Genomic DNA, 25918 nt, shown 5'->3' with positions numbered 1-25918 from the left:
TGAACACCTCTCGATCGAGGTGTTGCGACAACCAGTTGAATCCGCCTAGTTCCTGCGCTTCATTGTGAAGGGTGGATGCCGCTTGCCCGCGAGAACCCCGTTGCCGGTGCATCTGCACTGGCGGTCCGTCCTGCTCGTCTTCGTCGGCGGAGCCATCGGCACGACCGTGCGCTACCTGCTGTCGGCGGCCGTGCCGACCGTGGCGGGCATCCCGCTCATCACGCTGGTCATCAACGTCACGGGTGCGTTCGTGCTCGGCTGGCTGCTGGAAGCGCTGGCCCTGCGCGGACCGGACGCCGGGCGGCGCCGTGACCTGCGGCTGTTCGCCGGCACCGGCATCCTCGGCGGCTACACGACCTACAGCTCCTTCGCCGTCGACACCGACGGGCTGTTCGCCGCGCACAACCCGGGCGGAGGAATCGGCTACGCGGTCGCGACCATCCTCATCGGCGCTGCGGCGTCGGTCGCCGGGATCGCGGCCGCCGCGGCGCTCGGCCGGCGACGGGCGCGGCGCGCGGGAGCCGGCCGGTGACGCCGCTGCTGGTGCTCGCGGTGGCGGTGGCGGGCGGCCTGGGAGCGGTCTCCCGGCTGGTGCTCGACGGCGTGCTGCGCAGCCGGTTCCGGATCGGCTACCCGTTCGGCACGACGGTCATCAACGTGACAGGGTCGTTGGTCCTCGGCCTCGTCACCGGGCTGGCGCTCGCCCACGGCCTGCCGCCGGAGTGGCGGGCCATCCTGGGTACCGGGTTCCTCGGCGGGTACACGACCTTCAGCACGGCGAGCTACGAGACCGTGCGGCTCGCACAGCAGCGGCGGTACCGGGCGGCGCTGTTCAACGGCGTCGGGATGCTGATCCTCGCGCTCGCCGCCGCCGCGCTGGGGCTGTGGCTGGGCGGCCTGCTCTGAACATCCCGGCTCTCGACGGCCGAGCGGGGAGGGTCAGCCCTCCTGCTCCATCCACCACTCGGTGAACTCCTCGGCGCGGCCGTCCGGCGCCAGCACCACGACCCAGAGGTTCGAGTAGGTCGGGCCGTCGTGGTAGTCGGTCACGCCCTCCACGAAGTACTGGGAGCCGTCCTGGCCGAGCAGCCGCCACTCGAAGTCGACGGAGCCCGGGTCGTCCTGCGCGTCCAGCCAGCCCTCGACGATCTCGAGGTGCCCCTCCCACGGCTCGGCGAACGGCTCCGTGCGGTAGCTCGCGTCCTCCGTGAAGAGCGCGCGGATGTCGTCGGGGTCGTTGGACTCCCACGCGCGGCGATAGCGGTCGATCCAGGTCGTGATCGCGTCGGCCATTCCCCCGTTATACGCCCTGCCGCGGTCGACTCACCAGACTTGACAGGGGGCCGCAGCTCTGCGCCGTTCCGGCCGCCGGCCGCTCAGGTGCGGGCGAGGGCGAGTTGCGGCAGGGCGTCGAGCAGCGGGGCGAGCTCCGGGATGCGGTGCGCCTCCGCGAGGGCGGCCTCCAGCGCCTCGTCGTGCACCGGCCGGGCGCTGTCGAGCAGGCGGTGGCCGCCCGCGGTGAGCTCGGTGTAGATACCGCGCCGGTCGTCCAGGCAGTCGATGCGGGTGAGGAGGCCGCGCTCCTCCAGCCGGTTGACCAGCCGGGTGGTCGCCGAGGGGCTCAGCGCGCTGGCGCGGGCGAGCTGCTGCATGCGCATGTGCCAACCGTCCTGCCGGCTGAGGGCGTCGAGCACCGTGTACTCGACGACGGACAGTCCTGCCTCGCGGGAGAGCGCCCGCTCCAGCTCGTTCTCGATGAAGTTGTGCAGTGCGGCGAGGGTGCGCCAGCCTTGCGCGCGCACCTCGACGGCGTCGTCGGCGATGCCCATGTGTGCTCCTCGGGTCGTGATGGTTCCGGGCGGGGTTGCGCGAAGTAATTGCATGTGCAACTATTTATGGCGCGTCTGCAACTAACTACTGTACGCGGTCGCCCTCCCCGTCCCCGACATTCTCAGGAGTTCTCATGCCTGCTGGCCTGATCGCCCTCGCGCTGGGCGGATTCGGGATCGGCCTGACCGAGTTCGTGATCGCCGGCCTCCTGCCGGAGGTGGCCGCCGACTTCCATGTCGACGCCGCCGCGGCCGGCTGGCTGATCTCCGGCTACGCCCTGGCGGTCGCCGTCGGAGCGATCGGCCTCACGGCGGCCGTCACGCGCCTGCCGCGCAAGGGCGTGCTGCTCGGGCTGATGGTGCTGTTCATTGCGGGGAACGCGGTGTCCGCCGTGGCGCCCGACTACGCGACGATGCTCACCGGCCGGGTCCTGGCCGCCCTCTGCCACGGCGCCTTCTTCGGCATCGGCTCGGTGGTCGCTGCGAACCTGGTGGACCCGGCCAGGAGGGCTCGCGCCATCGCGATCATGTTCACGGGGCTCACGGCCGCGAACGTCCTCGGCGTGCCGTTCGGCACCCTGCTCGGCCAGCAGCTGGGCTGGCGCTCGACGTTCTGGGCGATCACGGCGATCGGAGTGCTCGCCCTGATCGGGCTCGCGCTGCTGGTGCCCCGTGACGCCGGGCGGGCGGACTCCGCCGCAGACCACGGGCTCCGGGGCGAGCTGCGCGCGTTCCGCTCCGGCCAGCTGTGGCTGTCGCTCACGGCGACGGTGCTCGGCTTCGGTGGGATGTTCGGCGCGTTCACCTACATCGCCTACACGCTGACCGGCCTGTCCGGGTTCCCCGCGGCGGCGGTGCCGTGGCTGCTCATCCTGTTCGGGCTGGGCCTCTTCGCCGGCAACGCGGTCGGCGGCCGGTTCGCCGACCGGTCGGTCGACGGCACGCTGCTGGTCGTGCTCGCCGTCCTCGCGGCGATCCTGGTGGCGTTCGCCCTGCTGGCGGCGCTGCCGGTCGCCGCGGTGATCGCGCTCGTGCTGATGGGCGCGTTCGGGTTCGCTACGGTTCCCGGCCTCCAGCTGCGGGTGCTGCGGTCGGCGGAGGACGCGCCGACCCTGGCCTCCGGGGCGAACATCGCCGCGTTCAACGTCGGCAACGCCCTCGGCGCGTGGCTGGGCGGTCTCGCGATCGCCGCCGGCCTCGGCTTCGCCTCGCCGTTGTGGGTCGGAGCCGCGATGACCCTCGGCGCGTTCGCCGTGATCGCGGCGGCCGCGGCGGCGCTTAATCCACGCTTCCGGTCCGGTAGACAGCGGAGTACACTCGCTCCTGTCTCGAACGGAAGGCCGACGATCAGGGGGTGATCGTGTGGTGGACGTGCCGGTGGTACGCCGCTCCGCGTTCCCTCCTGCGCGGCTTCTGATCGGTTCCCTTCTTCTCGGCGGCGGCATCGTCGCGCTGGGGCTGCTCTTCAGCGGCGGCTCCGCCCAGGCGGCCGAGCCGCCCGCGCCGAACCCGCTCGGTGGCGTGGTCGCATCGGTGACTTCGGTCGCCGCAGGTGTGGGGGACACCGCGGGGACGGCGGTCTCCACGGCCGCCCCCGCTGTGCCCGCGCCGGTCCGCGACGTCGTCGCGCAGGTGACGCAGCCCGTGACGGCGGCCGTCCAGCAGGTGGCGCAGGCCGCGCCGGTCGAAGCCGTGGTGACGCCGGTCGCGCAGACGGCGGACACCGTCGTCGCCTCGACCCCGGTGGCCCAGGTTCCCGCCGCATTGCCGGTCGTCGGCTCCGTTCTCGGCGACCACCCGGTCGCGAACCTGACGGAGCCGGTCGCATCCGCCGCGGATCACGCGGTCTCGGGTGTCGCGGGAGCGGTCGACGCGGTCGTCGCACCGCTCGCCGCAGCCGTCGTGTCTGCTCCACCGGCCGGGGATCCGTCCGGCGGAGGCGTGGCCGGCGTGACCGAGCCTTCTACGACCGCGCCGGGCGTGGTGTCGATTGTGGCGCTGGGCGGCCTCCTCGTCCCGGGCGCGGGCGTTCTTGCGGCGGCCGGTTCCGGATCCGGCGCCGCCGGGCCGCCCACGTCCGCTGCGAGCTCGATAACGACGTCCGGATCGCCTGGCGGCGCTCCCCCCGGCGGCTCCGACCTGCCGTCACCCGGGGCGCCGTCCGGTGCGCTCGGCACGAACTCGGCGAACGGAGGCGCGGGCGGATCCGCGCCGGGGTTCGCCGCCTGGGCCGCCGCTGCGGCGTCGCCCGGAACCGCGCTGACCGGCCGTGCCGGCCTGCCCGCGGACGACGACCTCCCGTCGTCGCCTCTCTTCGATCACGACATCAGCCCCGACTGAGTGGGATCGGCTCTGCCCGCGCGACGCCGTCGCGCCGAGCAGAACACGATCCTGCGCTCCCGCCCGGGAGCAGCACACTCGACTCGAAAGGCTGATCGATGAACAAATACGTCTCCAGAGGGCTGTGGTTCACCCTCTGCGTCGGCGGGCTCTGGCTCGCCGGAACAGCGGCGGCGAACGCCGCGCAAACGACGACCGACGGAACCGGCGGGGTCGCCTCCGGCAACCAGGCCGCGGTCGGCGTCACGGTACCGGTCACGGTCTCGGGCAACGGCATCTCCGTTCTCGGCGACTCGTCGTCCGCGGGCGGCGGGGCGGCTCCCGCGTCCGCGCCGGCTCCCGCTCCTGCCGTATCCACGATCGGACTCGGTGGAGTGGCCGGTGGGGATCAGGCGCTGGTGAGCGTCGCGGTTCCGGTCACGGTGACCGGGAACGCGGCGAGCGTGGCGGGGGACTCCGGGAGCGGGGGTGCGGCGCCTGCCGCGGCTGCTCCTGCTGCTGCTCCGGCCGCTCCTGCCGCCGGCCTGACGACCTCGGGCACGAACGGCGTGGCCTCGGCAGCTCCCGCTGCGGCTTCTCCGGCGTCCCCGGGTCTGACGACCTCGGGCACGAACGGTGTGGCCTCGGGCGCGCAGGTGCCCGTGGACGCCGCGGTTCCGGTGGCGGCGAACGGCAACTCGATCGCCGTCCTCGGCGACGCGAGCAGCACCGCCCCGTCCGCGAGCGCTCCGCCGCAGTTCTACCCTGCCTCGACCGCTCCTGCTGCCTCGGGTGCTCCGGCTGCCTCGGGTGCTACGACCTCGGGTGCGACGACCTCGGGTGCGAACGGTCTGGCCTCGGGTACTCAGGTTCCGGTCGGTGCTGCCGTTCCGGTGGCGGCGACCGGCAACTCGGTGGCCGTGCTGGGTGATGCGGCCTCGTCCGGTTCGTCGGCTTCGCCGGCGTCCGGTGGCTCCAGCGCCTCGGGTGCGACGACCTCGGGTGCGAACGCCCTCGCGTCGGGCACTCAGGTTCCGGTCGGTGCTGCCGTTCCGGTGGCGGCGACTGGTAACTCGGTGGCGGTGCTGGGTGATGCGGCCAGTTCTGGTTCGTCGGCTTCGCCGGCGGCCGGTGGCTCCAGCGCCTCCGGTGCGACGACCTCGGGTGCGAACGGTGTGGCCTCTGGTACTCAGGTTCCGGTCGGTGCTGCCGTTCCGGTGGCGGCGACCGGTAACTCGGTGGCGGTGCTGGGTGAAGCGGCCGGCTCTGGTTCGTCGGCTTCGCCGGCGGCTGGTGGCTCCAACACCTCCGGACTGACCACCTCGGGTACGAACGGTGCGGCCTCGGGCACTCAAGTACCGGTCGGTGCTGCCGTTCCGGTGGCGGCGACCGGTAACTCGGTAGCCGTGCTGGGTGATGCGGCCTCGTCTGGTTCGACGGCTGCGCCGGCGTCCGGTGGCTCGAACGCCTCCGGTGCGACGACCTCGGGTGCGAACGGTCTGGCCTCGGGTGCTCAGGTTCCTGTGGGAGCTGCGGCTCCGATCACGGCAGGTGGAAATTCCATCGCCGTGCTCGGCGACGCGAGCAACACGGGTTCCACGACGCCGTCGACCGCCGGCGGCTCCAGCACTCCGGGTCTGACGACCTCGGGCTCGAACGGTGCCGCCTCCGGCGCTCAGGTGCCGGTGAACCTGGCGGCTCCCGTGACGGCGGGTGGCAACTCGGTCGCCGTCCTCGGTAACGCGAGCAACTCCGGTTCGGCGTCGGCTCCGGCCGGGACCGGTTCGATCCTGCCGACGCTGAACACGACCGGTGGCGGTGGCCTCCTCGGGGGTCTGCAGGCGCCGGTCGGTGTCTCGCTCCCGGTGACGGTGGGGGGCAACTCCCTCGCTGTCGGGGGTGACGCCGCCACGGTCGGGACGGGGACGACCGGATCCACCGGTGGCACCGGCTCGACCGGGGGTACCGGCTCGACGGGTGGCGGCGGGCAGTCCGTCTCCACCGACGTCGGGGGCCAGGGCGTGGCCGGGACGAACCCGGGCTCGGCAGGGCTGAGTGCGGCTGCGCTGGGCTCGGCTGGGCTGGGCTCGGCCGGGCTGGGTGACTCCGCGGCGGGCGCCTCCGTCCTGGCGTCCACCGGGTCGGACGCGCTCACGATCGGTGGGATCGGGGCGCTGCTCGCCATGCTGGGCACGCTCGTCCTGTTCGGGGCCGCGAACCGGGAGCGTCGCCACCACACCCGGTGACGCAGGCGGAACGCCGACTCCCACACACCCGACAGCGACAACCCTGACGCGACGGGCCCGGGACGGCCGAGAGGCCGGCCCGGCCCGGGCGCGTCCCGGGCCTGGCGCGCCTGTCAGTAGCCGATCGGGCGTCCCGGTGTGAGCGGGGCGTCGCTGGCGGCGTACTCCTCGCCGCGGTTGTACTCGGCCTCGCGCCGCTCGACCTCGGCGATCAGCGCCTTGTTGAGCATCTCCGACCAGCTGCTGTCCCGCTCCTCGAACGAGGTCGAGCGGTAGGCGGCGCGCGCTCGGTTGCGGAGGGTCTCGGAGAGGTAGAACGTCACCGACGTGCGGCGGTCGGTGGTGAGCGCGCCGGCGATCGCGTTCGGCCGGCCTGCTGGCTCCGGGAGCGGCTCGTCGCGCGAGCCGGTGAGCTCGGCCGCGGTCTCACCGGCGATGTCCGGGGCCTGCGCCTCCGTCGCAGGGGGAGCGTCCTCCGCCGGAGTCTCCGTGCTGACAGTGGGGAGGTCGAGAAGAGTCACGAAAGCACCTCGCAAAATACCGCATGTATGATCTGCCAGCAACATACTATGTGATGACCTTCAGGAAGGCCAGAGCGGGATCCGCGTCAGCGCGACAGTCGCTCCACGATCGCGCCGAAGAGCTGCGGCCGGGCGCTCGCCGTGGGCACGATCCGCGGCCGGAAGGACGACCGCGCGGCGACGACCAGTCCGGTCGTCAGCATCCGGAAGTCGCGGGTCGTGGCCCGCCAGGCCCGCTCGTACTGCTCCGTGTTCCCCGCCCGCACAGCGGCGACGGCGGCACGCGCCTGCGCGAACCCCACGCGCATTCCCTCGCCGGTGAGCGCGTCCACGTAGCCGGAGGCGTCGCCGGCGAGCAGGACCCGTCCGGACGCCCGCGACCGGGAACGCTGCAGGAGGGGGCCGGCGCCGCGCGCCTCCGTCACGGCCTCCGCTCCCGCCAGCCGCTCGCCGAGGGCCGGGATCGCCTCGATCGCGGCGGCCTGGTCGAGCGGACGCGGGCCGAGGACGGCGACGCCGACCGTGCGGTCGTCCACCGGGGTCACGTAGGCCTCCACGAGGGGCGACCAGTGCACCTCGACCAGGTCGGTCCAGGGTGCGACGGCGTAGTGCCTGCGCAGGCCGTACCTCCGGCGCACGGGATGCTGCGCCCGCCCGTCCAGTCCGAGCAGCCGGCGGACGGGGGAGTGCAGGCCGTCGGCCCCGATCACCCACGGGGCCTCGACGAGTTCCCCGTCGGCCAGCCGCAGCTGCACCCCGTCCCTGCGCTGCTCCAGCCCCGCGACGCGGCCCCGGACGACGCGCGTGTTCAGCTCGGCGGCCCGTCGCGCCAGCTCGCGGTGCAGCACCGTGCGCCGCACGCCCCGCCCCGGCCGCTCGGCGAAGCGGTGCTCCACGCGGTTCGCGCCGTCGAGGTAGGCGATCCCGGCGAGCGGATGCCCGGGCGGGTCGACGCCGATGCGGTGCAGTGCGGCGAGGGCGCCGGGCATCAGGCCTTCCCCGCAGGCCTTGTCGATCGGGTCGTCGCGCGGCTCGATCACCAGCACGTCCATCCCCGCGAGCCGCGCCTCGATGGCGCAGGCCAGCCCGATCGGGCCGCCGCCGACCACGACGAGCCCTGCCGCGGTCATGCGGGCGCAGACGCGGCGGCGACGCCGGCGAGCGCCCGGTTCTCGCACGGGATCCGGAAGCCCAGCAGCAGGACGGCGTTCAGCGCGGTGAAGGCCAGCGCGGTGATCCACGCGGTGTGCACGAGCGGGAGGGCGAACCCTTCGACGACGACGGCGACGTAGTTGGGGTGGGACAGCCACCGGTACGGGCCGCGGCGCACCAGCGGGAGGCCGGGGACGACGATCACGCGGGTGTTCCAGCGCGGCCCGAGCGTCCCGATGCACCACCAGCGCAGCGCCTGGCTCGCCAGGACCAGCACGAGCATCGGCCAGCCCAGCCACGGCAGGAACGGCCGGTCGAGCAGCCACACCTCGGCGAGGCAGGCGAGCAGGAGGCCGGTGTGCAGGGCGACCATCGGCGGGAAGTGCGCGCGCCCGTACTCGACCCCGCCGCGGGCGAACGACCAGCGGGCGTTGCGCGTGGAGACCACCAGCTCCGCGATCCGTTCGGCCCCGGTGGCGAGGATGAGGACGGTGTACCAGATCACGCCGCGGCGCCGATCGCGTTCCCGGCGCCCGCCGCCTGGGCTCCCGCCGCCCAGCGCAGCAGCACCAGCTCGCTGGTGACCCCGGGCCCCAGCGCGAACAGCAGCCCGACGGTCCCCGGCGGGTGCGCGTCCAGCTGCTCGGCCAGCACGTGCAGGACGGCCGCCGACGACAGGTTGCCGACCCGCGCCAGGGACCGCCAACTCGCCTCCAGGGCGTCAGCGGGCAGGTCCAGCGAGCGGGCGAACGCCTCCAGCACCTTCGGGCCGCCGGGATGCGCGGCCCAGGCGTCCACGTCGGACACCGCGAGACCGTGCTCGGCGAGCAGGCCGCGGGCGTCACCCGCGAAGTTGCGATCGATCACGTCCGGCACGCCGGCGCTCAGCACGATGCGGAAGCCGGTCCCGCCGATGTCCCAGCCGATCACGTCCTCGGTGTCCGGGTAGATGCGGCTGCGGGTGTCGACGACCTCCGGTCCGGGGAGGCCGAGCTCGCGGGCGCGGTCGTCGCCGGCCATGACGACGGCCGCCGCGCCGTCGCCGAACAGCCCGCTCGCCACGATGTTGGCCATCGAGTCGTCGCGCGCCTGCACGGTCAGCGAGCAGAGCTCGACGGAGAGCAGCACGGCGATCTCGCCGGGATGGCCGGCCAGGTAGTCGTGCACCCGGGCGATCCCCGCGGCTCCGGCGACGCAGCCGAGGCCGAAGCTGGGCAGGCGCTTGACGTCCGGCCGCATCCCGAGCCGCTGGACCAGCTGCGCGTCGATGGAGGGCGCGGCGATCCCGGTCACCGAGGTGAAGAGCAGATAGTCGACGTCGGCCGCGCTGAGCCCGGCGGTCGCGAGCGCCTGGGTGACCGCGCGCTCGGCGAGCGTGGTGCCCTCCGCGATGAAGAAGTCGTTGGACTCGCGGAACGAGGCGAGCTCGCTGTAGCGCTCCAGCGGCATCACCAGGCTGCGCGTCTCCACCCCGCTCGCCGCGTGGATCCGCCGCATCACGGCCTGCCGGGTGGGGTCGGTCGTGATCATCGCGAGCAGCGCTGTCGTGATCTCGCCCTGGCTGTAGCTGCGGGCGGGCAGCACAGGCGCCACGGCGACGATACGGCTCACAAGCGAAACGTACCACCGGGGTGGTTCCCGCGGCGGAGGTCGCGGTGAACTGTCAGACCGGGGTTACGCCCCAGAAGATAGAACAGCGAACGCATCGATCTCGACGAGCATCTCGGCGCGCGGGAGGCCGGTGAACACCGTGGTGCGCGCGGGCAGCACGCCGGAGGCGACCCGGGTGGACAGGAACTCCCCGTACGCCTCGTTCATCGCCGCGAAGTCGTCGCGGGTGGTCAGGTAGACGCGGAGCATCATCACGTCGTCGAAGCCGGCGCCGCCCGCCGCGAGCACGGCCTCCACGTTGCGCAGGGTGCGCTCGGTCTGCGCCTTCACGTTGCCCGGGTGCAGGTACTCGTTCGTCGCGGGATCGACCGGACCCTGGCCGGAGACCTGCAGGAAGGGGCCGCGCTTCACGCCCTGCGAGAAGGTGTGCGCGGGCGCGGGGGCGTCGGCCGTGCTGACGGCGATGCGGTCGGTCATGGGGTTCCCTTCGGTGCTGCGGATGCGGTCGGTGCGGATGTGCTGGGTGCGGATGCGGGCGACGGCGCCGCCGTGCGCGCCCCCAGCTCGGTGGAGATCCGCGCCGTCGCGGCGAGCAGCGCCGGCAGCAGCGCGAGCACGCCCTCGTGGGGGAGGACCACGTTCGGCACCGAGATCGAGACGGCCGCCGCGACCCGGCCGTCCGGCCCGTGGACGGGCGCGCCGACGCAGTTCATGAACGTCTCGTGCTCCTCGTGGTCCTCGGCCCAGCCGCGTTCGGCACTGATCGCGACGTCGGCGAGCAGCCCGTCGACCGTCACGTGCGTCCGCGGGGTGAAGGCGCGGAGGTCCAGGCCGGCGGCGACGCGCTCCCGCTCGGCCGGGTCCAGTCCGCCGAGCAGCACCTTGCCGACCGCGGTCGCGTGGATCGCCGCCGGGAGGCCGATCCGCGAGTACATCCGCAGCCCCTGCCGCGACTCCACCTTGTCGATGTACGTCACCACACCGTCCTGGTACGTCGCCAGGTGCACGGTCTGGCCCGTCTCGGCGGCCAGCGCGCGCAGGGTCGGCGACGCTGCGGCGCGCACGTCCACGGCGTCGAGCGCGTCGGACGCCAGCGCGAACACCGCCGGGCCGACCCGATACCGGTGGCCGGCGTCGTGCGCGACGAACCCGCGCGACTCCAGCGTCTGCAGAAGCCGCAGGACGGTCGACTTGTGCACGCCGGCCTCCTCGGCCAGGGCCTCGAGCGTGCGGACGCCGCGCGAGACGAGGTCGAGCAGGTCGAGGGCGCGGGCGACGGACTGGCTCACGGCGCGGCCTCCGGCGATGCGGCCTCCCGCGAAGCCGCAGGGACGCGTCCACCGGCCCAGGGGATGTCCCCGGGGTGGACGCGCCAGTGCTCCCAGACCGCGTCCTCCGCGGCGGAGATCGTGTCGCGCTCGCCGCGGTCCGGGACGGACAGCGGCCGGTCGCCGTGACCGATGAGCGTGAGCGAGGCGAGCGCGTGCCCGAGCCGCAGGGCGGCGGTGTCGTCGCGTCCCTCGGCGCGGCCGGCGAGGAACCCGGCGGCGAACGCGTCGCCCGCGCCGACCGGCTCGACGACCTCCACGGTCAGGCAGGGCACGTGCGTCTCGCTGCCGTCCCGGCGGTAGGCGGAGGCGCGGCGCTCCTCGTCCTTCAGCACGAGCGTCTCCAGGTGCGGGAGCTCGGCGAACAGACGCGCCGGGTCGACGTGCCCGAAGTGCGCGCCGGTCTCCTCGTGGCCCGCGAACAGCAGGTCGGCCTGGGCGACCAGGCCGTCGAGCGCGATCCGGTCGCGCCCGGTCCAGAGCGCCGGGCGCAGGTTGAGGTCGACGCTGATGAGCGTGTCCGGGCCGACGAGCGAGCGCAGCGTGGACGCGACCTCGGCGGCGGAGGCGGACAGTGCAGGCGTGATGCCCGAGGTGTGCGCGACGGTCGCGCTGCGCAGCAGGGACGCCGCGGGTTCACTGCGCAGCTGCGCCACGCCGAGGGCGGAGGCCGCCGACCAGCTGCGGTAGTAGTGCATCCGGGTCCGCACGCCGCCGGCGCCGGCGACGGGCTCCTTCACGTAGAGGCCGGTCGGCCGGTTCGCGTCCCGCTCGACCGCGGAGGTGTCGACCCCGGCCTCGTGCGCCGCAGCGAGGATCCGGTCGCCGAACCCGTCGCCCCCGAGGCGCGACACCCACGCGGTGGGGAGGCCGAGTCGGGCGAGGGTCGTCGCCACGTTGAACTCCGCGCCGCCGACGTCGGAGCCGAAGGTGTGCGCGTCGGCCAGGGGGAGGTGGTGGTCGGGGTAGAGCACGACCATCGCCTCGCCGATGGTCACCAGGCGTGCGGGAGCGGGCATCCGCCGTCCTCTCGTGATCGTCGATGGGCTGGGTCGAGCCTTCGCGATCGACCGTCTTTCGCGATCGACTGGCCTCATGCTAGACAAGAGGGCAGTCAAACTGCAATGCACGTTGCACGATACGCAATGAACGGGAGAGCGCATGGAGGCGTACAAGGCCGTACCGCTCGGCTTCGGCCCCGCCGAGGTGGCCGACCTCCCGCGCACCCGCCCCCTGCTGCGCGACTTCCCGACCCCGGTCGTGACCCTCAGCAAGTCCGCGGTGGCGCACAACCTCGCGACGATGGCCGACTGGTGCGCGGAGGCCGGCGTCGCGCTCGCGCCGCACGGCAAGACGACGATGAGCCGCGAGCTCTGGCAGCGCCAGCTCGACGCGGGCGCGTGGGGCATCACCGTGGCGACACCGTGGCAGGCGTCCGTCGCGCTCGGCTGGGGGATCCCGCGGGTGCTGCTCGCGAACGCGCTCGTGCAGCCCGCCGCCCTCCGCGCGTTCGCCGCCGACCTCGACCGGCTGACGGTGTGGGCGGACTCGCCGCGCGCCGTCGAGATCATGACCGAGACGCTGACCGGCGCCGGCGCCGCGGGGCCGCTCGCCGTGCTGGTCGAGCTCGGCGCGGAGGGAGCCCGCACCGGCGCACGCGGTCTGAAGGCCGCGCTCGCCGTGGCCGCGGCGGTCGCGGCGTCCCCGGTCCTCCGGCTCGCCGGGGTCGCCGGCTACGAGGGTGCGCTCGCGCACGACGCGTCGCCGGCGTCGCTCGCGCGCGTCCAGGCCTACCTGGAGGAGCTGCTGGCACTGCACGACGCGATCGAGGCCGCGGGCCTGTACCCGCCGGGCGCACCCGTCATCCTGACCGCGGGAGGCAGCGCCTACTTCGACCAGGTCGCCGAGGTCCTCGCGCCGCGCCGCTCGCCGGCCGGGGGAGACGGTCGCGAGGTGGAGGTGCTGCTGCGGTCGGGCTCGTACGTGACGCACGACGACGGCTTCTACCGCTCGATCACCCCGTTGCGCCGCGGAGGAGGCCACCACAACGCAGCCGGCCGCGAGTTCCACGCCGCGATCCACGGCTGGGCGACCGTGGTCTCCCACCCGGAGCCCGGGCTGGTGCTCGTGGACGCGGGCAAGCGCGACCTCCCGTACGACGAGGGGCTGCCGATCCCGCTGGCCGTCCGCCCGTTCGGCGCCACGGCCGCGGTGCCGCTGGAGGGGGCCGTCGTCACCGCCCTCAACGACCAGCACGCGTTCGTGCGGGTGCCGGAGGACGCCGCCGTGGCGGTCGGCGACGTCATCCGGTTCGGGCTCTCGCACCCCTGCACGACCTTCGACAAGTGGCGCGCGCTCGCCGTGGTGGACGACGCCCTCGCGCCGGAGCCGCGCGTGATCGGGCTCGTGGAGACGACGTTCGGATGACCGGAGCACCCATGCTGATCGAGACCCTCACCGTCGACCGGACGCTCGCTGTCATCCGGGCGCCGCGCATCGACGACCCGGCGGCGCTCTGCCAAGCGCTCGCCGCCGGCGGCATCCGCACGGTCGAGTTCACGTTCACCACGCCGGGCGTGGAGGCGGTGATCGCGGCGGCCGCGGCGGACCCGCGCGGCGCGCTGATCGGGGCGGGCACCGTCACCGACGCCCGCACGGCGGAGGCCGCCATCGCGGCGGGCGCACGGTTCCTGGTGACGCCCGGCCTCAGCGAGGGCGCGGCGGCGGTGGCCCGCGACGCCGGCGTGCCGATCATGCTCGGCGCGCTCAGCCCCTCGGAGGTCATGCGCGCCGTCGAGCTCGGCTCTGCGGCGGTGAAGCTGTTCCCCGCGTCGGCCGTCGGTCCCGGGTATCTGAAGGACCTGCGCGGGCCGTTCCCCGGCATCCCGTTCATCCCGTCGGGCGGCCTCCACGCGGGCAACGCGGGGGAGTGGCGGGCGGCGGGCGCGCTGGCCGTCACGGCGGGGTCGAGCGTGGTCAGCGCGGCCGACATCGAGGCGGCGGCGTGGGAGGCGGTGACCGGACGGGCGCGCGCGTTCAGCCGGGCGGCGACCGCGTGACGGGAGCCAGGGACCCCGAGCCGCTGCTGATCCGCGGCGGCCTTGTCCTCGACGGCGCCGGCGGTCCCGGGCGGCACGGCGACGTGCTCGTCGCCGGTGGCCGCATCGTGGAGGTCGGCGACGGGATCGACGCCTCGACCGCCCGGGTGATCGACGCCGGCGGCCTCGCCGTGGCCCCGGGCTTCATCGACCTCCACGCGCACGCGGACCTCGCCGTGCTCGCAGACCCGCAGGGCCTCGCCGCGGTCAGCCAGGGTGTGACCACGCAGGTCGTCGGGCAGGACGGCCTCTCCTACGCGCCGGCGGGCGACGAGACCCTGGCGGTCCTCCGCGGGCAGCTGGCCGGCTGGAACGGCCTCCAGCGCCCGGGCGTCGGCTGGGCCGACGTCGCCGGCTATCTCGCGGAGGTGGACCGGCGCGGCAGCGCGACGAACGTCGCGTACCTGGTCCCGCACGGGACCGTCCGGCTCAACGTCGTCGGGCCGGACGACCGGCCCGCGACCGCGGCCGAGCTCGCCGCGATGCGCGCCCAGGTCGACCGGGGGATGCGGGACGGCGCCTTCGGGCTCTCGGCCGGGCTCAGCTACGTCCCCGGGATGTTCGCGGACACGGCCGAGCTCGTCGCGCTGTGCGAGGTCGTCGCCGCCCGCGGCGGGTACTTCGCGCCGCACCAGCGCTCGTACGGCGCCGGCGCGCTGGCGGGTTACGCCGAGATGATCGCCATCGCGCGCCGGGCCGGCTGCGCCCTCCACCTCACCCACGCGACCATGAACTTCGCCGTCAACCGCGGCCGCGCCGGCGAGCTGGTGGACCTGATCGACGCGGCGCTCGCGGACGGGGCCGACATCACGCTCGACACCTACCCGTACCTCCCGGGATCGACCACTCTCTCGGCGCTGCTGCCCGGCTGGGCGGCGGCGGGCGGCCCGGACGCGACGCTCGCGCGCCTGGCCGACCCGGTCGCACGGGCGCGCATCGTGCACGCGCTCGACGTCGTCGGCTCCGACGGCGCGCACGGCGTCCCGGTCGACTGGAGCGCCGTCGAGGTCTCCGGCGTCCGCGACCGAGCGCTCGCCGACCGGGTCGGCCGCACGATCGCCGAGCTCGCCGCGGAGCAGGGCCGCCCTCCCGCGGAGGCGGCGCTCGACCTCCTGGTGGCCGACCGGCTCGGCACCGGCATCCTCCAGCACGTCGGCGACAAGGACAACGTGCGCACGATGATGCGCCACCCGCGGCACACCGGCGGCAGCGACGGGATCCTGGTGGGCGACAAGCCGCACCCGCGCGCGTGGGGGACGTTCCCGCGCTACCTCGGGCACTACGTGCGCGAGGAGGGCGTCCTGACGCTGGAGGACGCGATCGTGCACCTGTCCGCCCGTCCCGCCGCACGCCTCGGGCTGACCGACCGCGGCCGGATCGCGCCGGGGATGGTCGCGGACCTCGTGCTCTTCGACCCGGACACCGTCGCCGACCGGGCCACGTTCGAGGAGCCTCGCCGGCAGGCGGCCGGCATCCCGTGGGTGCTCGTCGCGGGGGTCCCGGTCGTCGCGGAAGGACACCGGACGGAGGCCGTGCCCGGCCGGGCGCTACGCTCGGCCTCATGCGCGCCTTCCTGATCCTGCACGGCTGGGACAACTTCCGGCCGCCTGGGCACTGGCAGTTCGAGCTCGCCGCTGCCCTGCGCGCGCGGGGCGAGCGGGTGGTGTACCCGCAGCTCCCCGATGCGGAGCGGCCGGAGGTGGACGCCTGGCGGGAGGCCGCGGCCGCGGCGCTCGCGGAGGCGGCAGCGGACGGCGCCCGGGTGACGGTCGTCGCCCACAGCCTGGGCGCGATGCTCTGGCTGGGCGCGCGTCCCGCCGACGACAGTGCCGTCGAGCGCGTCCTGCTCGTCGCGCCGCCGTCGCCCGGCTTCCTGCTCGACAACCCCGAGGTCGCCGCGTTCGCCGCGCTGGCGCCGAGCCGGCCGGGCGCCGAGACGCGCATCGTCGCCTCCGACGCCGACCCGTGCAACCCGGAGGGCGCGGCGGCCGTGTTCGCCGGTCCGCTCGGTCTCCCGCTCACGACGATCCCGGACGGCGGCCATCTCACGCTCGCGTCCGGATACGGAACGTGGCCGTCGGTGTTCGAGTGGTGCCTCGACCCGACGGCCACGATCCTCCCGCGCTAGCGGGAGGAATGCCGGAGACTCAGTACTCGCCGCTCAGTACTCGGCGGCGCGCACGACCGCCACGAGCGGCTCGAAGAGCGCCTCGCCGCGCGTCACGCCCATGACCTCGTCGACGATGTCCTCCGGGTCCGCGCGGCGCAGGAGCTGCTGGAACTCCACGCTCTGGGTGTCCTCCGGGACGTCGAAGCGCAGCGCGGCGCCGATCGCCGCGATCAGCGCCTCCGGGATGCCACCCACGTACTGCACGTAGTCGGCGGCCGGCCCGACGAACCGGTCGTTGCGGCCCAGCTTGCGCAGCGGCTCGCGGCCGACGCGGATCACCTCGTCCACCAGGTAGGGGTTGCGGAAGCGGTTCAGGATCTTCGCCCGGTACGCCGCCAGCTCCTCCGGGTCGAGCCCGTGCTTGGCGCTGAGCGCAGCCGACGTCTCCGCCAGCGCGGCCTCCGTCGCCTCCAGCACGGACGGGATGCCGATCGCCTCGCTGATGATCGTCGCTCCCGCGAGGAACCCGGTGTAGGCCACCGTCGCGTGCCCCGTGTTGACCGTGAACAGCTTGCGCTCGATGTACGGTCCCAGCGAGTCCACGAAGTGCGCTCCCGGGATCGGCGGCACGTTCCCGTTGAACGGGCTGCGGTCGACCACCCACTCGTAGAACGTCTCCACCGTCACGTCGATGCCCGCGTCGGGCGCCTGCGCCGGCACGATCCGGTCGACGGCGGTGTTGGCGAAGACCGCGCGGGCGGCCAGCTCCTCGCGGGTGTCGTCGTCGGGGAGGCCGTCCATCAGCTCGGCCGCGAGGAGGTCGGTCGCGCCGATCGCGTTCTCGCACGCCATCACCGCGAGCCGGGGAGCGTCCGCGGCCCGGGCGGCGAGGCCGCGCGCGATCACCGGAGCGACGAAGCGCAGGATGCGCGGCCCGACCGCCGTGGTCACCACGTCGGCGGTCGCGATCTCGGCGACCAGCGCGTCCTCGGCGGTCGCGCTGTTGATCGCGCGGAACCCCGTGACGGTCTTCGTCTCCGCGTCGTCGCCGACCAGGTGGACATCGTAGGACTCCGCCGCGTCGAGCGCCTCGATCAGCTCGGCGTTGACGTCCGCGAACACCACCTCGTACCCGGCTTCGTGGAGCAGGAGCCCCACGAAGCCGCGCCCGATGTTGCCCGCGCCGAAGTGGACGGCTTTCATGCGAGCTCCCCCTCAGTCGTTGACGTCGCCGAGCAGTGCGAACAGGGCGTCCGCGTCCGGTGCGTCGATGAGCTGCTGCACATCGTCCTCCTCCGAGAAGAGGATGGCGATCTTGCTCAGGATGTCGAGGTGCTCGTTGTTCTTCCCGGCGATGCCCACGACGAACCGCACCTCCTCGCCGCCCCAGTCGAGCGGCGAGGAGTAGCGGATGAAGGAGAGCGCCGAACGCACGATCTCGTCCTTGGACTCGTTGGTGCCGTGCGGGATGGCCAGGCCGTTCCCCATGAAGGTGGAGACGGTCGCCTCGCGCTGCGCCATCGAGTCGACGTAACCCGGCTGCACGGCGCCCGCCCTCACGAGCAGCTCACCCGCCTCCCGGATCGCGTCCTCCCGCGTGGTCGCGGTGCCCGCGGCCACGACGTTCGCCCGGTCGAGAATCGTGTCGGTCATTTGCTGGCGTCCTCCGTAACGGTCTGCTGCTGCTTCGCGACGAGGTCGACGACCTCGTCGTACTTGGGGCTGTTCATGAAGTTGTCGACGGACACGTGGAGCGAGGCCGGCGACTGGCCCTTGGCCCGGTCGGTGAGCTCACGCTGCGTGATCACCAGGTCGGCCGAGCCGTCGAGGTTGCTGATGGCCTGGTTCGTCACCGTGACCCCCTCCACGCCGGCCTTCTTGATCTTGTTCCGCAGCACGGACGCGCCCATCGCGGACGAGCCCATCCCAGCGTCGCACGCGAAGACGATGTTGCGCACCAGTCGGTCGGTGCCGTCGCCCTGCGCGTCGCCGGTGTCGTGCTCGCCCTCCTGGACCAGACCCTCCAGGACCGACGAGGACTTGCCCTTGTTGGCCTCGGTCTGAGCCACGGCGGCGTTCAGGTCGCCCAGGTTGCCGGCGGCGATGTCGCGGCGGCGGCTGGCTCGCAGGATGATCGACGCGACCACGAACGACACCGTCGCCGCTCCCACCACCGAGAGCGCGACACCGGGGATGCTGCTGAGCGGTGCCTGCACCAGGACCGCGATGATCGACCCGGGGGAGGCCGGAGCGCGCAGGCCCGAGTTGAACGTCACGTTGATCGCGATGCCGGTCATGCCGCCGAGGATGGCCGCGATGACGATCATCGGCTTCATCAGCACGTACGGGAAGTAGATCTCGTGGATGCCGCCGACGAACTGGATCAGCGCCGCGCCGGGCGCGCTCGCCTTGGCGATGCCCATGCCGAAGATCGAGTAGGCGATCAGGATTCCGAAGCCGGGGCCGGGGTTGGCCTCCAGCAGGAACAGGATGGACTTGCCCTGCTGCTGCGCCTGCTCGATGCCGAGCGGGGTGAGCACGCCGTGGTTGATCGCGTTGTTGAGGAACAGCACCTTGCCCGGCTCGATCAGGATGCTCGCGAACGGCAGCAGGTGTACCGAGATCAGCCAGTTGACCGCGTTGCTCAGCACGCCGCTCAGCCACTCGACGAGCGGGGCGATCCCGAAGAACGCACCGATCGACAGCAGCATGCCGACGATGCCGGCCGAGAAGTTGTTCACCAGCATCTCGAAGCCGGCCTTGATCTTGCCTTCCCAGATGCTGTCGACCTTCTTCATGACCCACGCGCTGAGCGGGCCCATGATCATCGCACCGATGAACATCGGGATGTTCGAGCCGACGATGACGCCCATGGTCGCGATGCTGCCCACCACGCCGCCGCGGACGCCGTAGACCATGCGGCCGCCGGTGTTCGCGATGAGGAGCGGAAGCAGGTACGTGATCATCGGGCCGACGAGGCCCACGTACTGCTGGAAGGTGTGGCCGCTGGGGTCCTGCGCGAGCACGGTGGCCGCGCCGGTCCAGCCGATCTTCGCCTGATCGCCGAAGCCGCCCAGGATGCCGTTGATCGCCCAGCCGGTGCTCTGCAGCCAGCCGGTGGCGATGAAGAGGGCCGTGATGAACCCCCAGGCGATGAACGCCGGGATGTTCGGCATGACCATGTTCGAGAGGAAGGTCCCGAAGCGCTGCACGTGGACGCGAGCGCTGCTGGGCTGCTTCGGCGTCGTCGCTGTCGCCGATGTCATGATGGTGCCTCGTTTCTGTGTCGGTCCTGCCGAGGCAGGTGGGGTTCCTGCCTAGGCAGGCGGATGGGCGAACCCGGCGGCCGTGGTTCGGACGGCCTCCCGGGCTTCGGCCGCGCCGTCGGCGGCCAGTGCTGCCTCGGCCAGGGCTCTCGCCTGGTCGAGGGTGTAACGGGTGAGGGACAGCCGCACGTCGGCGAGGGCCGCCGGCGACATCGAGAGAGTGGTCGCGCCGAGGCCGACGAGCACGACGGCGAGCAGCGGGTCGGCCGCGGCCTCGCCGCAGATGCCGACCGGCTTGCCGTGCGCGGCACCCGCTGCGCCGACCTCGCCGACGAGGCGGAGGACGGCCGGGTGCCACGGGTCCTGGAAGCCGGCGACCGAGCCGAGGAGGCGGTCGGCGGCCATCGTGTACTGGGTGAGGTCGTTGGTGCCGATGGACGCGAACGCGGCCTCGGCCAGGATCCGGTCGGCCAGCAGGGCGGCGGAGGGGACCTCCACCATCACCCCGACGGTCTTGAGCCCGAACTCGGTCGCGAGTCTCACGAAGTACCGGGTCTCCTCGACCGTGGCGACCATCGGAGCCATGACCCACAGGTCCGCCTCCGTCTGCGCGTCCGCTTCGGCGAGGGCGGTGAGCTGCTCGCGGAGGATGTCCTCGTTGGCACGCAGCGCGCGGAGGCCGCGCAGGCCCAGGGCCGGGTTGTCCTCGTGGGCGTCGTTGAGGAACTCCAGCGGCTTGTCCGCCCCTGCATCGAGGACCCGGACCACGACCTTCTTGCCCGGGAACGCCTGCAGCAGCTTCACATACTGCTCGCGCTGCTGCTCCACGGTCGGTGCCATCCGGGCGTCCAGGAACAGGAACTCGGTGCGGAACAGGCCGACACCCTCCGCGCCGGCCTCGACCGCCTTCTGCGCGCCCTCGGCCGAGCCGAGGTTGGCCAGCAGCGGGATCGGCGTGCCGTCGGCCAGCGCGCCGGGCTCCAGGCCACCGGCCAGCGCCGCCTCGCGCTCGGCGATGCGGCGGCGGGCGTCCTCGGACTGCGCCGAAGTCGGTGCGACCGTGACCGTCCCGGCGCCGGCGTCGAGGATCACCTCGGTGCCCGCGGCCAGGGCGTCCGCCCCGGCGACGCCGACGATCGCGACGATCGCCTTCTCCCGCGCCAGGATCGCCGTGTGCGAGGTCGGGCCGCCCTCGCGGGTGACCAGGCCGAGCACCTTCGTCAGGTCCAGCAGCGCCGTGTCGGCCGGAGCCAGGTCGCGGGCGACCAGGATGTACGGCTCGTCGGATTCGGGGACACCCGGGGCCGGCCGGCCCTCCAGGGCGGCGATCACCCGCTGGGCCACGTCGTCCAGGTCGGTGGCGCGCTCGCCCATGTAGCCGCCGAGGCCGATCAGCATGTCGCGGAACACCCCGAAGCCCTCGAACACGGCCCGCTCGGCGGTCGTGCCGCCGTCGATCCGGGAGGCGACGTCGTCGGCGAGGGAGGAGTCCTCCGCCATCATCGACTGCGCCTCCAGCACGTCCGCCGCGGTGCCGGACACGCGGCCGGCGCGCTCGCGGAGGTCGGCGGCCACGGTCGCGACGGCCTGCGCGACGCGGGCCTTCTCCTCGTCCGGGGTGCGGGTGCTGGGAGTGGTGTCCGGCTCGGGGAGCGGGTCGGACATGCGGAGCACGTGGCCCAGGGCGATCCCCTGGCCGATGCCGGCCCCGGTCAGCTGCGACGTCTGCGTCGTGTTGTCTGTGGTCTCGGACATGGTCAGGCGTCGTGGTCCGTGGTGAGGATCTCGGCCAGGTCGTCGAGGACCGCCTCGGCGTTCGGGGCGTCGGTCGCGAGGACGATCTTGTCGCCGTGGTCGATGCCCAGCGAGATCACGCCGAGGATGCTGCCGGCGTCGACCGTGCGCCCGCCCTCCTTCGAGAGCGACACCTTCGCACCGGAGGCGCCGACGGCCTCCACGAAGAGCTTGGCGGGTCGGGCGTGCAGCCCGTGGGTCGATCCGACGGTGATGATCCGCTCAGCCATTGTTCCGGTCTCCTTCGTTCTCGGGTGGCACGGTACGCCGCGGTCCCGCGGCGCCGTTCGCTCTCATCGTGCCCCGGCCTTCGCGCTCAGGGCCAGGTCCAGCGCCTGGGCGCCGTCCAGGGCGGCGGGTGAGACGGGCGGGAGCACAGCGACCGCGGTCCCGGTGCCGGCCGCCCTCGCGCGCAGCCCGGCCACGCCGGACTCGAGGTGCGCGCCGACGAGCACGACGTCGATCCCGGCGAACGAGTCGAGCTGACTCGCGCTCCCGGCGGCGACCTGCACCTGCAGCCCGCGAGCGGCCGCGGCGGACCGCAGCTTCACGGCGACGAAGGTGCTGGAGGCGCCCGCGCCGCAGACAACGACGATCTTCATCGACCTCATGCCTTTCGGTGGAACGGTGGAACGGGTGGTCCGGTGGATCGTGACCATGCTCCGCCCGGCGGGCGGGTGCGGGCCAGGACGGTTTCTTCCTGGGGGGCGGAAGGGGCGGGCGATCTGAAACATGTTGAATTGACATTGATGCTCTATGCTCAGGGAGCATGCACCTCCGGGCCCTCTCCAGACCCCTTCGTCTGCCCGCCGCCGCTCTCGTCGTCGGCGCGCTCGTCGCCACGACGACGGCGGCTTCGGCAGACGATCCGTCGGCCGCGCAGCGCCTGTCCGTCGAGTCCGTCGACGGCCGCGTCTCGGCGACGCTGAACACGGGACCGGACGGAACACTCGACCTCACGACGTCGCTGGACGGCCGTCCCGTGCTGCAGCCCGTGCGGCTGGGCATCGTGACGGAAGCGGCCGACCTCACGACCGGGCTGACCTTCGAACGCTCCGAGCGCCGGCGGATCCAGTCCAGCTACGCGCCCGGCGGCGCGGAGAAGGGGACCGTCTCCTCTGTCATGGATGAGCTGGTGGCCGTCTACCGCAAGGGGACGGCCGGCCTGACCGTCGCGGTCCGGGCGACTCCGTCCGGTGTGGCGTTCCGGTACACGGCCGACCTCCCCGGTTCCTCCGCGGTCGTGGCCGAAGCGACCGCGTTCGAACTCCTGGCCGGCTCGACGGTCTGGGCGAGCCCCTACGAGCGCAACTACGAAGGCAAGCCGCAGCGGTTCGGGCCGACGGAGCTGGGTGGTAACCGGCTGTCCATGCCCGCGCTCGTCTCCGCACCGGACGGCCGCTGGGTGCAGCTGACGGAGGCCGCCGTGCGCGCTGGCGGCGGTCCCTACCCGGCGGTGCGGCTCGATGCCCCCCGCGGCAAAGGGCAGGCACTCCGGGTGGCGCTGCCCGGGCCGGACAACGCCGTCTTCGATGAATCTCCGGCGAGCGTGCGAGTGCCTTTCGACGGATCGCTGACGACACCGTGGCGCGTGATCGGAATGGGGAGCGGGCTCGACGCTCTGGTGGAGTCCCACCTCCTCACCGATCTCAACGCTCCTCCGGCCCCGGAGCTGACCGGGTCGGCGGCGAACTGGATCCGGCCGGGCGTCTCGCTCTGGCCGTGGTGGTCGAACTCGATGGCGAGCGGCGACGACTACCTCGCACTGCACCGCCAGTACGTCGACGCTGCCGAGCGACTCGGCCTTCCGTACGTGACCGCGGACGCGGGCTACTCCTCGTGGGATCAGCTCGAGGAACTGGCGGACTACGCGAAGGCGCGCGGCGTCGGCATCTTCGCGTGGATGCACCGCAACGAATTCCGGAGGGCGGATAAGACGCTCTTCGATCAAAGCGAGATCGACAGCGCCATGAAGAAGCTCGCGGAGCGCGGCGTCGTCGGGCTGAAGATCGACTTCTTCGACTCCGATCGTGCGGACATCATGCGCTTCTACGACCGGCTCAGCATCGGCGCGGGCCGCGCGAAACTCATGCTCGACTTCCACGGTTCGACCAAGCCGGGAGGCGAGCAGCGCACCTACCCGCACGTGCTCACGAGCGAGGGCGTCGCGGGCGCCGAGGGATACAAGAACGGCAACCCGGCATCGGCGCGGGACAACGTCAACCTCACGCTCGGCCGCGGGCTTCTCGGCAGCGCCGACGCGACACCGGTCGCCCTGTCGCTCGCGAATCCGCTGACGACCCAAGCGCACCAGCTGGCTCTGTCGGTCGCCTTCACGTCGGCGCTCACCACGCTGGCCGACACTCCGGCCGCGTACGAGACCTGGCCGGGCGTGGATGTGCTCCGATCCCTCCCGACCGTCTGGGACCAGTCCCTGCTTGTCGACGCGGCCCCGGACAGCCACGCCGCCTTCGCCCGCCGGTCCGGTCAGGACTGGTACGTGGGCGCGATCACGGATGGCGCACGGCAGCTCCCCGTGCCGCTCGACTTCCTCGGGTCTGGGACCTACACGGCGACGGTCTACCGGGATGGCGGGGCGAACGGGCAGCCCCTGGTCGAGCGATCCGCGGTCACCTCGGCCGATACGCTCACCCTCCCGCTCGCGGAGCACGGCGGGGCGATGGTCGTCCTGACGCCCGGGCATCCCGCGCCGACCCCGAAGGCCGATCGGATCCTCGAGGCCGAGTCCGCCGCGATGGGCGGCAGCGCACGCGTCGCGCCCTGTGCGTCCTGCTCCGGCGGGGCCAAGGCCGGTTATGTGGGCTACGCGGGGATCACGTTCTCGGACGTCGAAGCTGAGGGCGCGTACACCGCCCGCATCGCCTACCTCTCCGGCGAGAAGCGGAGGCTGACCGTCACGGTGGACGGGGTCGCGTCGCCGCCGGTGACTCCGGCGGAGTCCGGGCGTGGAAGCGGCGATCCCAACGGCTGGAACGTCCCCCGCACGATCGACGTGCCTCTTCACTTCGCGCCGGGGAAGCACACGATCGTGCTGTCCGGGACCGATGGGAACGCCCCGGACCTCGACCGGGTCGAGCTCATCCGGACCTATCAGGCGGAGGACGCGGCCAACGTCCTCACCGGAAGGGCCACCCGGGCGCCGTGCGCAGCGGCCGGCTGCAGCGGCGAGATGGTAGGCCAGCTCGGGTACGGCGCCTCCGTGACCTTCACGGGCGTGACGGCAATGAAGGCCGGCGCGACGACGGTCGGCATCCGCTACGCCTCCGCTCAGGTGCGGTCCATCGTCGTCCGCGTCAACGGAGGACCGGAGCGCGTCGTCACGTTCCCGCGCACCGCGTCGTGGGACGACTGGAGTCTCCGAACCATCAGCGTGGACCTCGTCGAAGGACTCAACTCGATCACGCTCGCCGCGGAGGCGTCCGGCTGGGCTCCCGACATCGACGCGATCGACGTCGCGCAGTAGCGGAGTCTCCCATGCCGATTCCCACCGACGACGTCGCCTCCACGCTCACCCGCAGGGGTGCCCGCCGCGCCACTCCCCACCCCCGCCTCGCCATCCTCGACCTCCTCCGCCTCGCCGCCGCCCTCTCCGTGGTCGCCTACCACTGGCTGTTCTGGGGCATCGAGCACGGCGCCATCCACTCGTTCGGAGCCACGCCCGTCTCCTGGCTGGCCGCGTACGGGTTCCTCGGTGTCCAGCTGTTCTTCCTGATCAGCGGGTTCGTCATCTTTCTGTCCGCGTCCGGGCGCGAGGCGTCCGCGTTCGCTGCCGGGCGGGCGACGCGGCTGTATCCGGCCTACTGGGCCGGGGTCGCGCTCACCTCGGCGACCCTGCTGGTCACCGGGCAGACCGCTCCGCTCGAGCTGCTGCCGAAGTTCCTCGCCAACCTCACGATGGCGCCCGCCGTGTTCCGGCAGCCGCAGCTCGACGGGGTGTACTGGACGCTCACCCTCGAGCTGCAGTTCTACGCGCTCGTCTTCCTCTTCCTGCTGTTCCGGCGGCGGCGCTGGCTCGACACGTTCTTCCCGCTGTGGGCGATCGGGATGCTCGGGACGACGCTGTTCGTGCCCCGGGTGGCCGCCCTCCCGCTCTGCGGCGACCTGTTCACGCTGTTCGCGGGCGGCGCGATCATCGCGATGATCTCGCGCAGCGGGTGGACCGCGTTGCGCGCGGCCGGCCTGCTCGCGAGCGTCGTCGGCGGTGTCGTGGCGACCATCCGGCACGCGGACGAGTCGGGCGACGGTGCCGCGACCGACCCGGTCGCGCTGGGGGTCGTCGTGGTCCTGCTCTTCGTGCTCGTGCTCGTCCTCACCCGGCCCGCGGTCGCCGCGCTCCCTGTCCCGGGGAGCCGGTTCCTGGGGGCGCTGACCTACCCGCTCTACCTCAGTCACGCCGTCTTCGGCTACGCACTGCTCAACCGATGGGTGGACCCGGGCGCGATCTGGCCGGGGATCGCGGCGGCCCTCCTCGTCGTCCTCGGGGTCGCCGCCGCGGTCCACTTCCTCGTGGAGCGGGCGGGCGCGCCGCTCTGGCGGTCCCTCTTCCGGTTCGTGTTCTCACCGGTCGCCAGGCTGGAGGCGCGGTCCAGACGAACTTCCTGAGGGGCGGAAACTTGCCGCGAG

At 73.1% G+C, this 25918-nt stretch carries 26 protein-coding genes; 11 read left to right on the top strand and 15 right to left on the bottom strand.

Features of this window, described 5'->3' with window-relative positions; genetic code table 11:
* The first annotated feature begins 82 nt into the window (after positions 1-82).
* On the top strand, positions 83-532 hold the full coding sequence (locus tag HNR13_RS01305) for a fluoride efflux transporter FluC (protein ID WP_179604090.1): 450 nt from the start codon (positions 83-85) through the stop codon (positions 530-532).
* Positions 529-906, top strand: coding sequence for a fluoride efflux transporter CrcB (gene crcB, locus HNR13_RS01300; RefSeq protein ID WP_179604089.1), 378 nt, complete (start codon positions 529-531; stop codon positions 904-906). The genes HNR13_RS01305 and crcB overlap by 4 nt, the downstream gene beginning before the upstream one ends.
* Positions 907-939: 33 nt before the next feature.
* On the opposite strand, the gene HNR13_RS01295 is transcribed toward crcB, so the two are convergent.
* Both HNR13_RS01295 and HNR13_RS01290 read right to left on the bottom strand, forming a co-directional pair.
* Entirely contained in the window at positions 940-1293 is a 354-nt protein-coding gene (locus HNR13_RS01295; RefSeq protein WP_179604088.1) for a nuclear transport factor 2 family protein, read from the bottom strand.
* 83 nt (positions 1294-1376) lie between these two features.
* The gene (locus HNR13_RS01290; RefSeq protein ID WP_179604087.1) at positions 1377-1829 is read right to left on the bottom strand and encodes a MarR family winged helix-turn-helix transcriptional regulator; all 453 of its coding nucleotides are present in this window, start codon (positions 1827-1829) and stop codon (positions 1377-1379) included.
* A gap of 134 nt (positions 1830-1963) precedes the next feature.
* Between HNR13_RS01290 and HNR13_RS01285 the strand changes: the two genes are divergently transcribed.
* The 3 genes from HNR13_RS01285 to HNR13_RS01275 all read left to right on the top strand — a co-directional run bounded on the left by HNR13_RS01285 (position 1964) and on the right by HNR13_RS01275 (position 6394).
* A complete protein-coding gene (locus tag HNR13_RS01285; protein ID WP_179604086.1) occupies positions 1964-3187 on the top strand; it encodes an MFS transporter in 1224 nt (407 codons plus the stop codon).
* A 19-nt stretch (positions 3188-3206) separates the two neighbouring features.
* Complete coding sequence (locus HNR13_RS01280; protein WP_179604085.1) at positions 3207-4169, top strand: hypothetical protein; 963 nt, start codon at positions 3207-3209, stop codon at positions 4167-4169.
* A 98-nt stretch (positions 4170-4267) separates the two neighbouring features.
* Entirely contained in the window at positions 4268-6394 is a 2127-nt protein-coding gene (locus tag HNR13_RS01275; protein ID WP_179604084.1) for a beta strand repeat-containing protein, read from the top strand.
* 113 nt (positions 6395-6507) lie between these two features.
* On the opposite strand, the gene HNR13_RS01270 is transcribed toward HNR13_RS01275, so the two are convergent.
* The 7 genes from HNR13_RS01270 to HNR13_RS01240 all read right to left on the bottom strand — a co-directional run bounded on the left by HNR13_RS01270 (position 6508) and on the right by HNR13_RS01240 (position 12025).
* Positions 6508-6915 carry a ParB family protein gene (locus tag HNR13_RS01270; protein ID WP_343063396.1) on the bottom strand — a complete coding sequence of 136 codons (408 nt, stop codon included), beginning with the start codon at positions 6913-6915 and terminating at the stop codon, positions 6508-6510.
* An 86-nt stretch (positions 6916-7001) separates the two neighbouring features.
* Positions 7002-8045 carry an NAD(P)/FAD-dependent oxidoreductase gene (locus HNR13_RS01265; RefSeq protein ID WP_179604082.1) on the bottom strand — a complete coding sequence of 348 codons (1044 nt, stop codon included), beginning with the start codon at positions 8043-8045 and terminating at the stop codon, positions 7002-7004.
* Entirely contained in the window at positions 8042-8572 is a 531-nt protein-coding gene (locus HNR13_RS01260; protein WP_179604081.1) for an isoprenylcysteine carboxylmethyltransferase family protein, read from the bottom strand. The genes HNR13_RS01265 and HNR13_RS01260 overlap by 4 nt, the downstream gene beginning before the upstream one ends.
* On the bottom strand, positions 8569-9678 hold the full coding sequence (locus tag HNR13_RS01255; protein WP_179604080.1) for a 3-oxoacyl-[acyl-carrier-protein] synthase III C-terminal domain-containing protein: 1110 nt from the start codon (positions 9676-9678) through the stop codon (positions 8569-8571). The genes HNR13_RS01260 and HNR13_RS01255 overlap by 4 nt, the downstream gene beginning before the upstream one ends.
* Before the next feature lie 63 nt (positions 9679-9741).
* Positions 9742-10155: a RidA family protein gene (locus HNR13_RS01250; RefSeq protein ID WP_179604079.1), complete on the bottom strand. Its 414-nt coding sequence runs from the start codon at positions 10153-10155 to the stop codon at positions 9742-9744.
* A complete protein-coding gene (locus HNR13_RS01245) occupies positions 10152-10967 on the bottom strand; it encodes an IclR family transcriptional regulator domain-containing protein (RefSeq protein WP_179604078.1) in 816 nt (271 codons plus the stop codon). Before HNR13_RS01245 ends, HNR13_RS01250 begins: the two co-directional genes overlap by 4 nt.
* Positions 10964-12025, bottom strand: a complete 1062-nt coding sequence (locus HNR13_RS01240; RefSeq protein ID WP_179604077.1) for a sugar kinase — start codon at positions 12023-12025, stop codon at positions 10964-10966. Before HNR13_RS01240 ends, HNR13_RS01245 begins: the two co-directional genes overlap by 4 nt.
* A gap of 142 nt (positions 12026-12167) precedes the next feature.
* On the opposite strand from HNR13_RS01240, the gene HNR13_RS01235 reads away from it, so the two are divergent.
* The 4 genes from HNR13_RS01235 to HNR13_RS01220 are packed head-to-tail and all read left to right on the top strand — an operon-like array spanning position 12168 to position 16232.
* Positions 12168-13433, top strand: a complete 1266-nt coding sequence (locus HNR13_RS01235; RefSeq protein WP_179604076.1) for a type III PLP-dependent enzyme domain-containing protein — start codon at positions 12168-12170, stop codon at positions 13431-13433.
* Positions 13430-14065 carry a bifunctional 4-hydroxy-2-oxoglutarate aldolase/2-dehydro-3-deoxy-phosphogluconate aldolase gene (locus HNR13_RS01230; protein WP_246312692.1) on the top strand — a complete coding sequence of 212 codons (636 nt, stop codon included), beginning with the start codon at positions 13430-13432 and terminating at the stop codon, positions 14063-14065. Before HNR13_RS01235 ends, HNR13_RS01230 begins: the two co-directional genes overlap by 4 nt.
* Positions 14062-15681 carry an N-acyl-D-amino-acid deacylase family protein gene (locus tag HNR13_RS01225; protein WP_343063395.1) on the top strand — a complete coding sequence of 540 codons (1620 nt, stop codon included), beginning with the start codon at positions 14062-14064 and terminating at the stop codon, positions 15679-15681. Before HNR13_RS01230 ends, HNR13_RS01225 begins: the two co-directional genes overlap by 4 nt.
* Positions 15666-16232 (top strand): RBBP9/YdeN family alpha/beta hydrolase, encoded by a 567-nt coding sequence (locus tag HNR13_RS01220; protein WP_179604075.1) that lies wholly within the window; start codon positions 15666-15668, stop codon positions 16230-16232. Before HNR13_RS01225 ends, HNR13_RS01220 begins: the two co-directional genes overlap by 16 nt.
* Positions 16233-16265: 33 nt before the next feature.
* Here HNR13_RS01220 and HNR13_RS01215 read toward each other — a convergent pair whose 3' ends face one another.
* The 6 genes from HNR13_RS01215 to HNR13_RS01190 all read right to left on the bottom strand — a co-directional run bounded on the left by HNR13_RS01215 (position 16266) and on the right by HNR13_RS01190 (position 21876).
* Positions 16266-17417, bottom strand: coding sequence for a mannitol-1-phosphate 5-dehydrogenase (locus tag HNR13_RS01215; protein ID WP_179604074.1), 1152 nt, complete (start codon positions 17415-17417; stop codon positions 16266-16268).
* Positions 17418-17429: 12 nt separating this feature from the next.
* Entirely contained in the window at positions 17430-17867 is a 438-nt protein-coding gene (locus tag HNR13_RS01210) for a PTS mannitol transporter subunit IIA (RefSeq protein ID WP_179604073.1), read from the bottom strand.
* Positions 17864-19480, bottom strand: coding sequence for a PTS mannitol transporter subunit IIBC (locus HNR13_RS01205; RefSeq protein WP_179604072.1), 1617 nt, complete (start codon positions 19478-19480; stop codon positions 17864-17866). Before HNR13_RS01205 ends, HNR13_RS01210 begins: the two co-directional genes overlap by 4 nt.
* Positions 19481-19531: 51 nt before the next feature.
* The gene (gene ptsP, locus HNR13_RS01200) at positions 19532-21235 is read right to left on the bottom strand and encodes a phosphoenolpyruvate--protein phosphotransferase (RefSeq protein ID WP_179604071.1); all 1704 of its coding nucleotides are present in this window, start codon (positions 21233-21235) and stop codon (positions 19532-19534) included.
* 2 nt (positions 21236-21237) lie between these two features.
* Positions 21238-21504, bottom strand: a complete 267-nt coding sequence (locus tag HNR13_RS01195; protein WP_179604070.1) for an HPr family phosphocarrier protein — start codon at positions 21502-21504, stop codon at positions 21238-21240.
* Positions 21505-21567: 63 nt separating this feature from the next.
* Positions 21568-21876: a PTS sugar transporter subunit IIB gene (locus HNR13_RS01190; protein WP_179604069.1), complete on the bottom strand. Its 309-nt coding sequence runs from the start codon at positions 21874-21876 to the stop codon at positions 21568-21570.
* 167 nt (positions 21877-22043) lie between these two features.
* On the opposite strand from HNR13_RS01190, the gene HNR13_RS01185 reads away from it, so the two are divergent.
* The gene (locus HNR13_RS01185) at positions 22044-24758 is read left to right on the top strand and encodes a glycoside hydrolase family 97 N-terminal domain-containing protein (RefSeq protein WP_179604068.1); all 2715 of its coding nucleotides are present in this window, start codon (positions 22044-22046) and stop codon (positions 24756-24758) included.
* Between the two features lie 11 nt (positions 24759-24769).
* A complete protein-coding gene (locus tag HNR13_RS01180; protein WP_179604067.1) occupies positions 24770-25897 on the top strand; it encodes an acyltransferase family protein in 1128 nt (375 codons plus the stop codon).
* Positions 25898-25918: the final 21 nt, after the last annotated feature.

The sequence above is a fragment of the Leifsonia shinshuensis genome, from assembly GCF_013410375.1.
Classification (GTDB): Bacteria; Actinomycetota; Actinomycetes; order Actinomycetales; family Microbacteriaceae; genus Leifsonia; species Leifsonia shinshuensis.
Note: the sequence above shows the minus strand (reverse complement) of the source record. Positions and strands in the feature narration are given on the sequence as shown.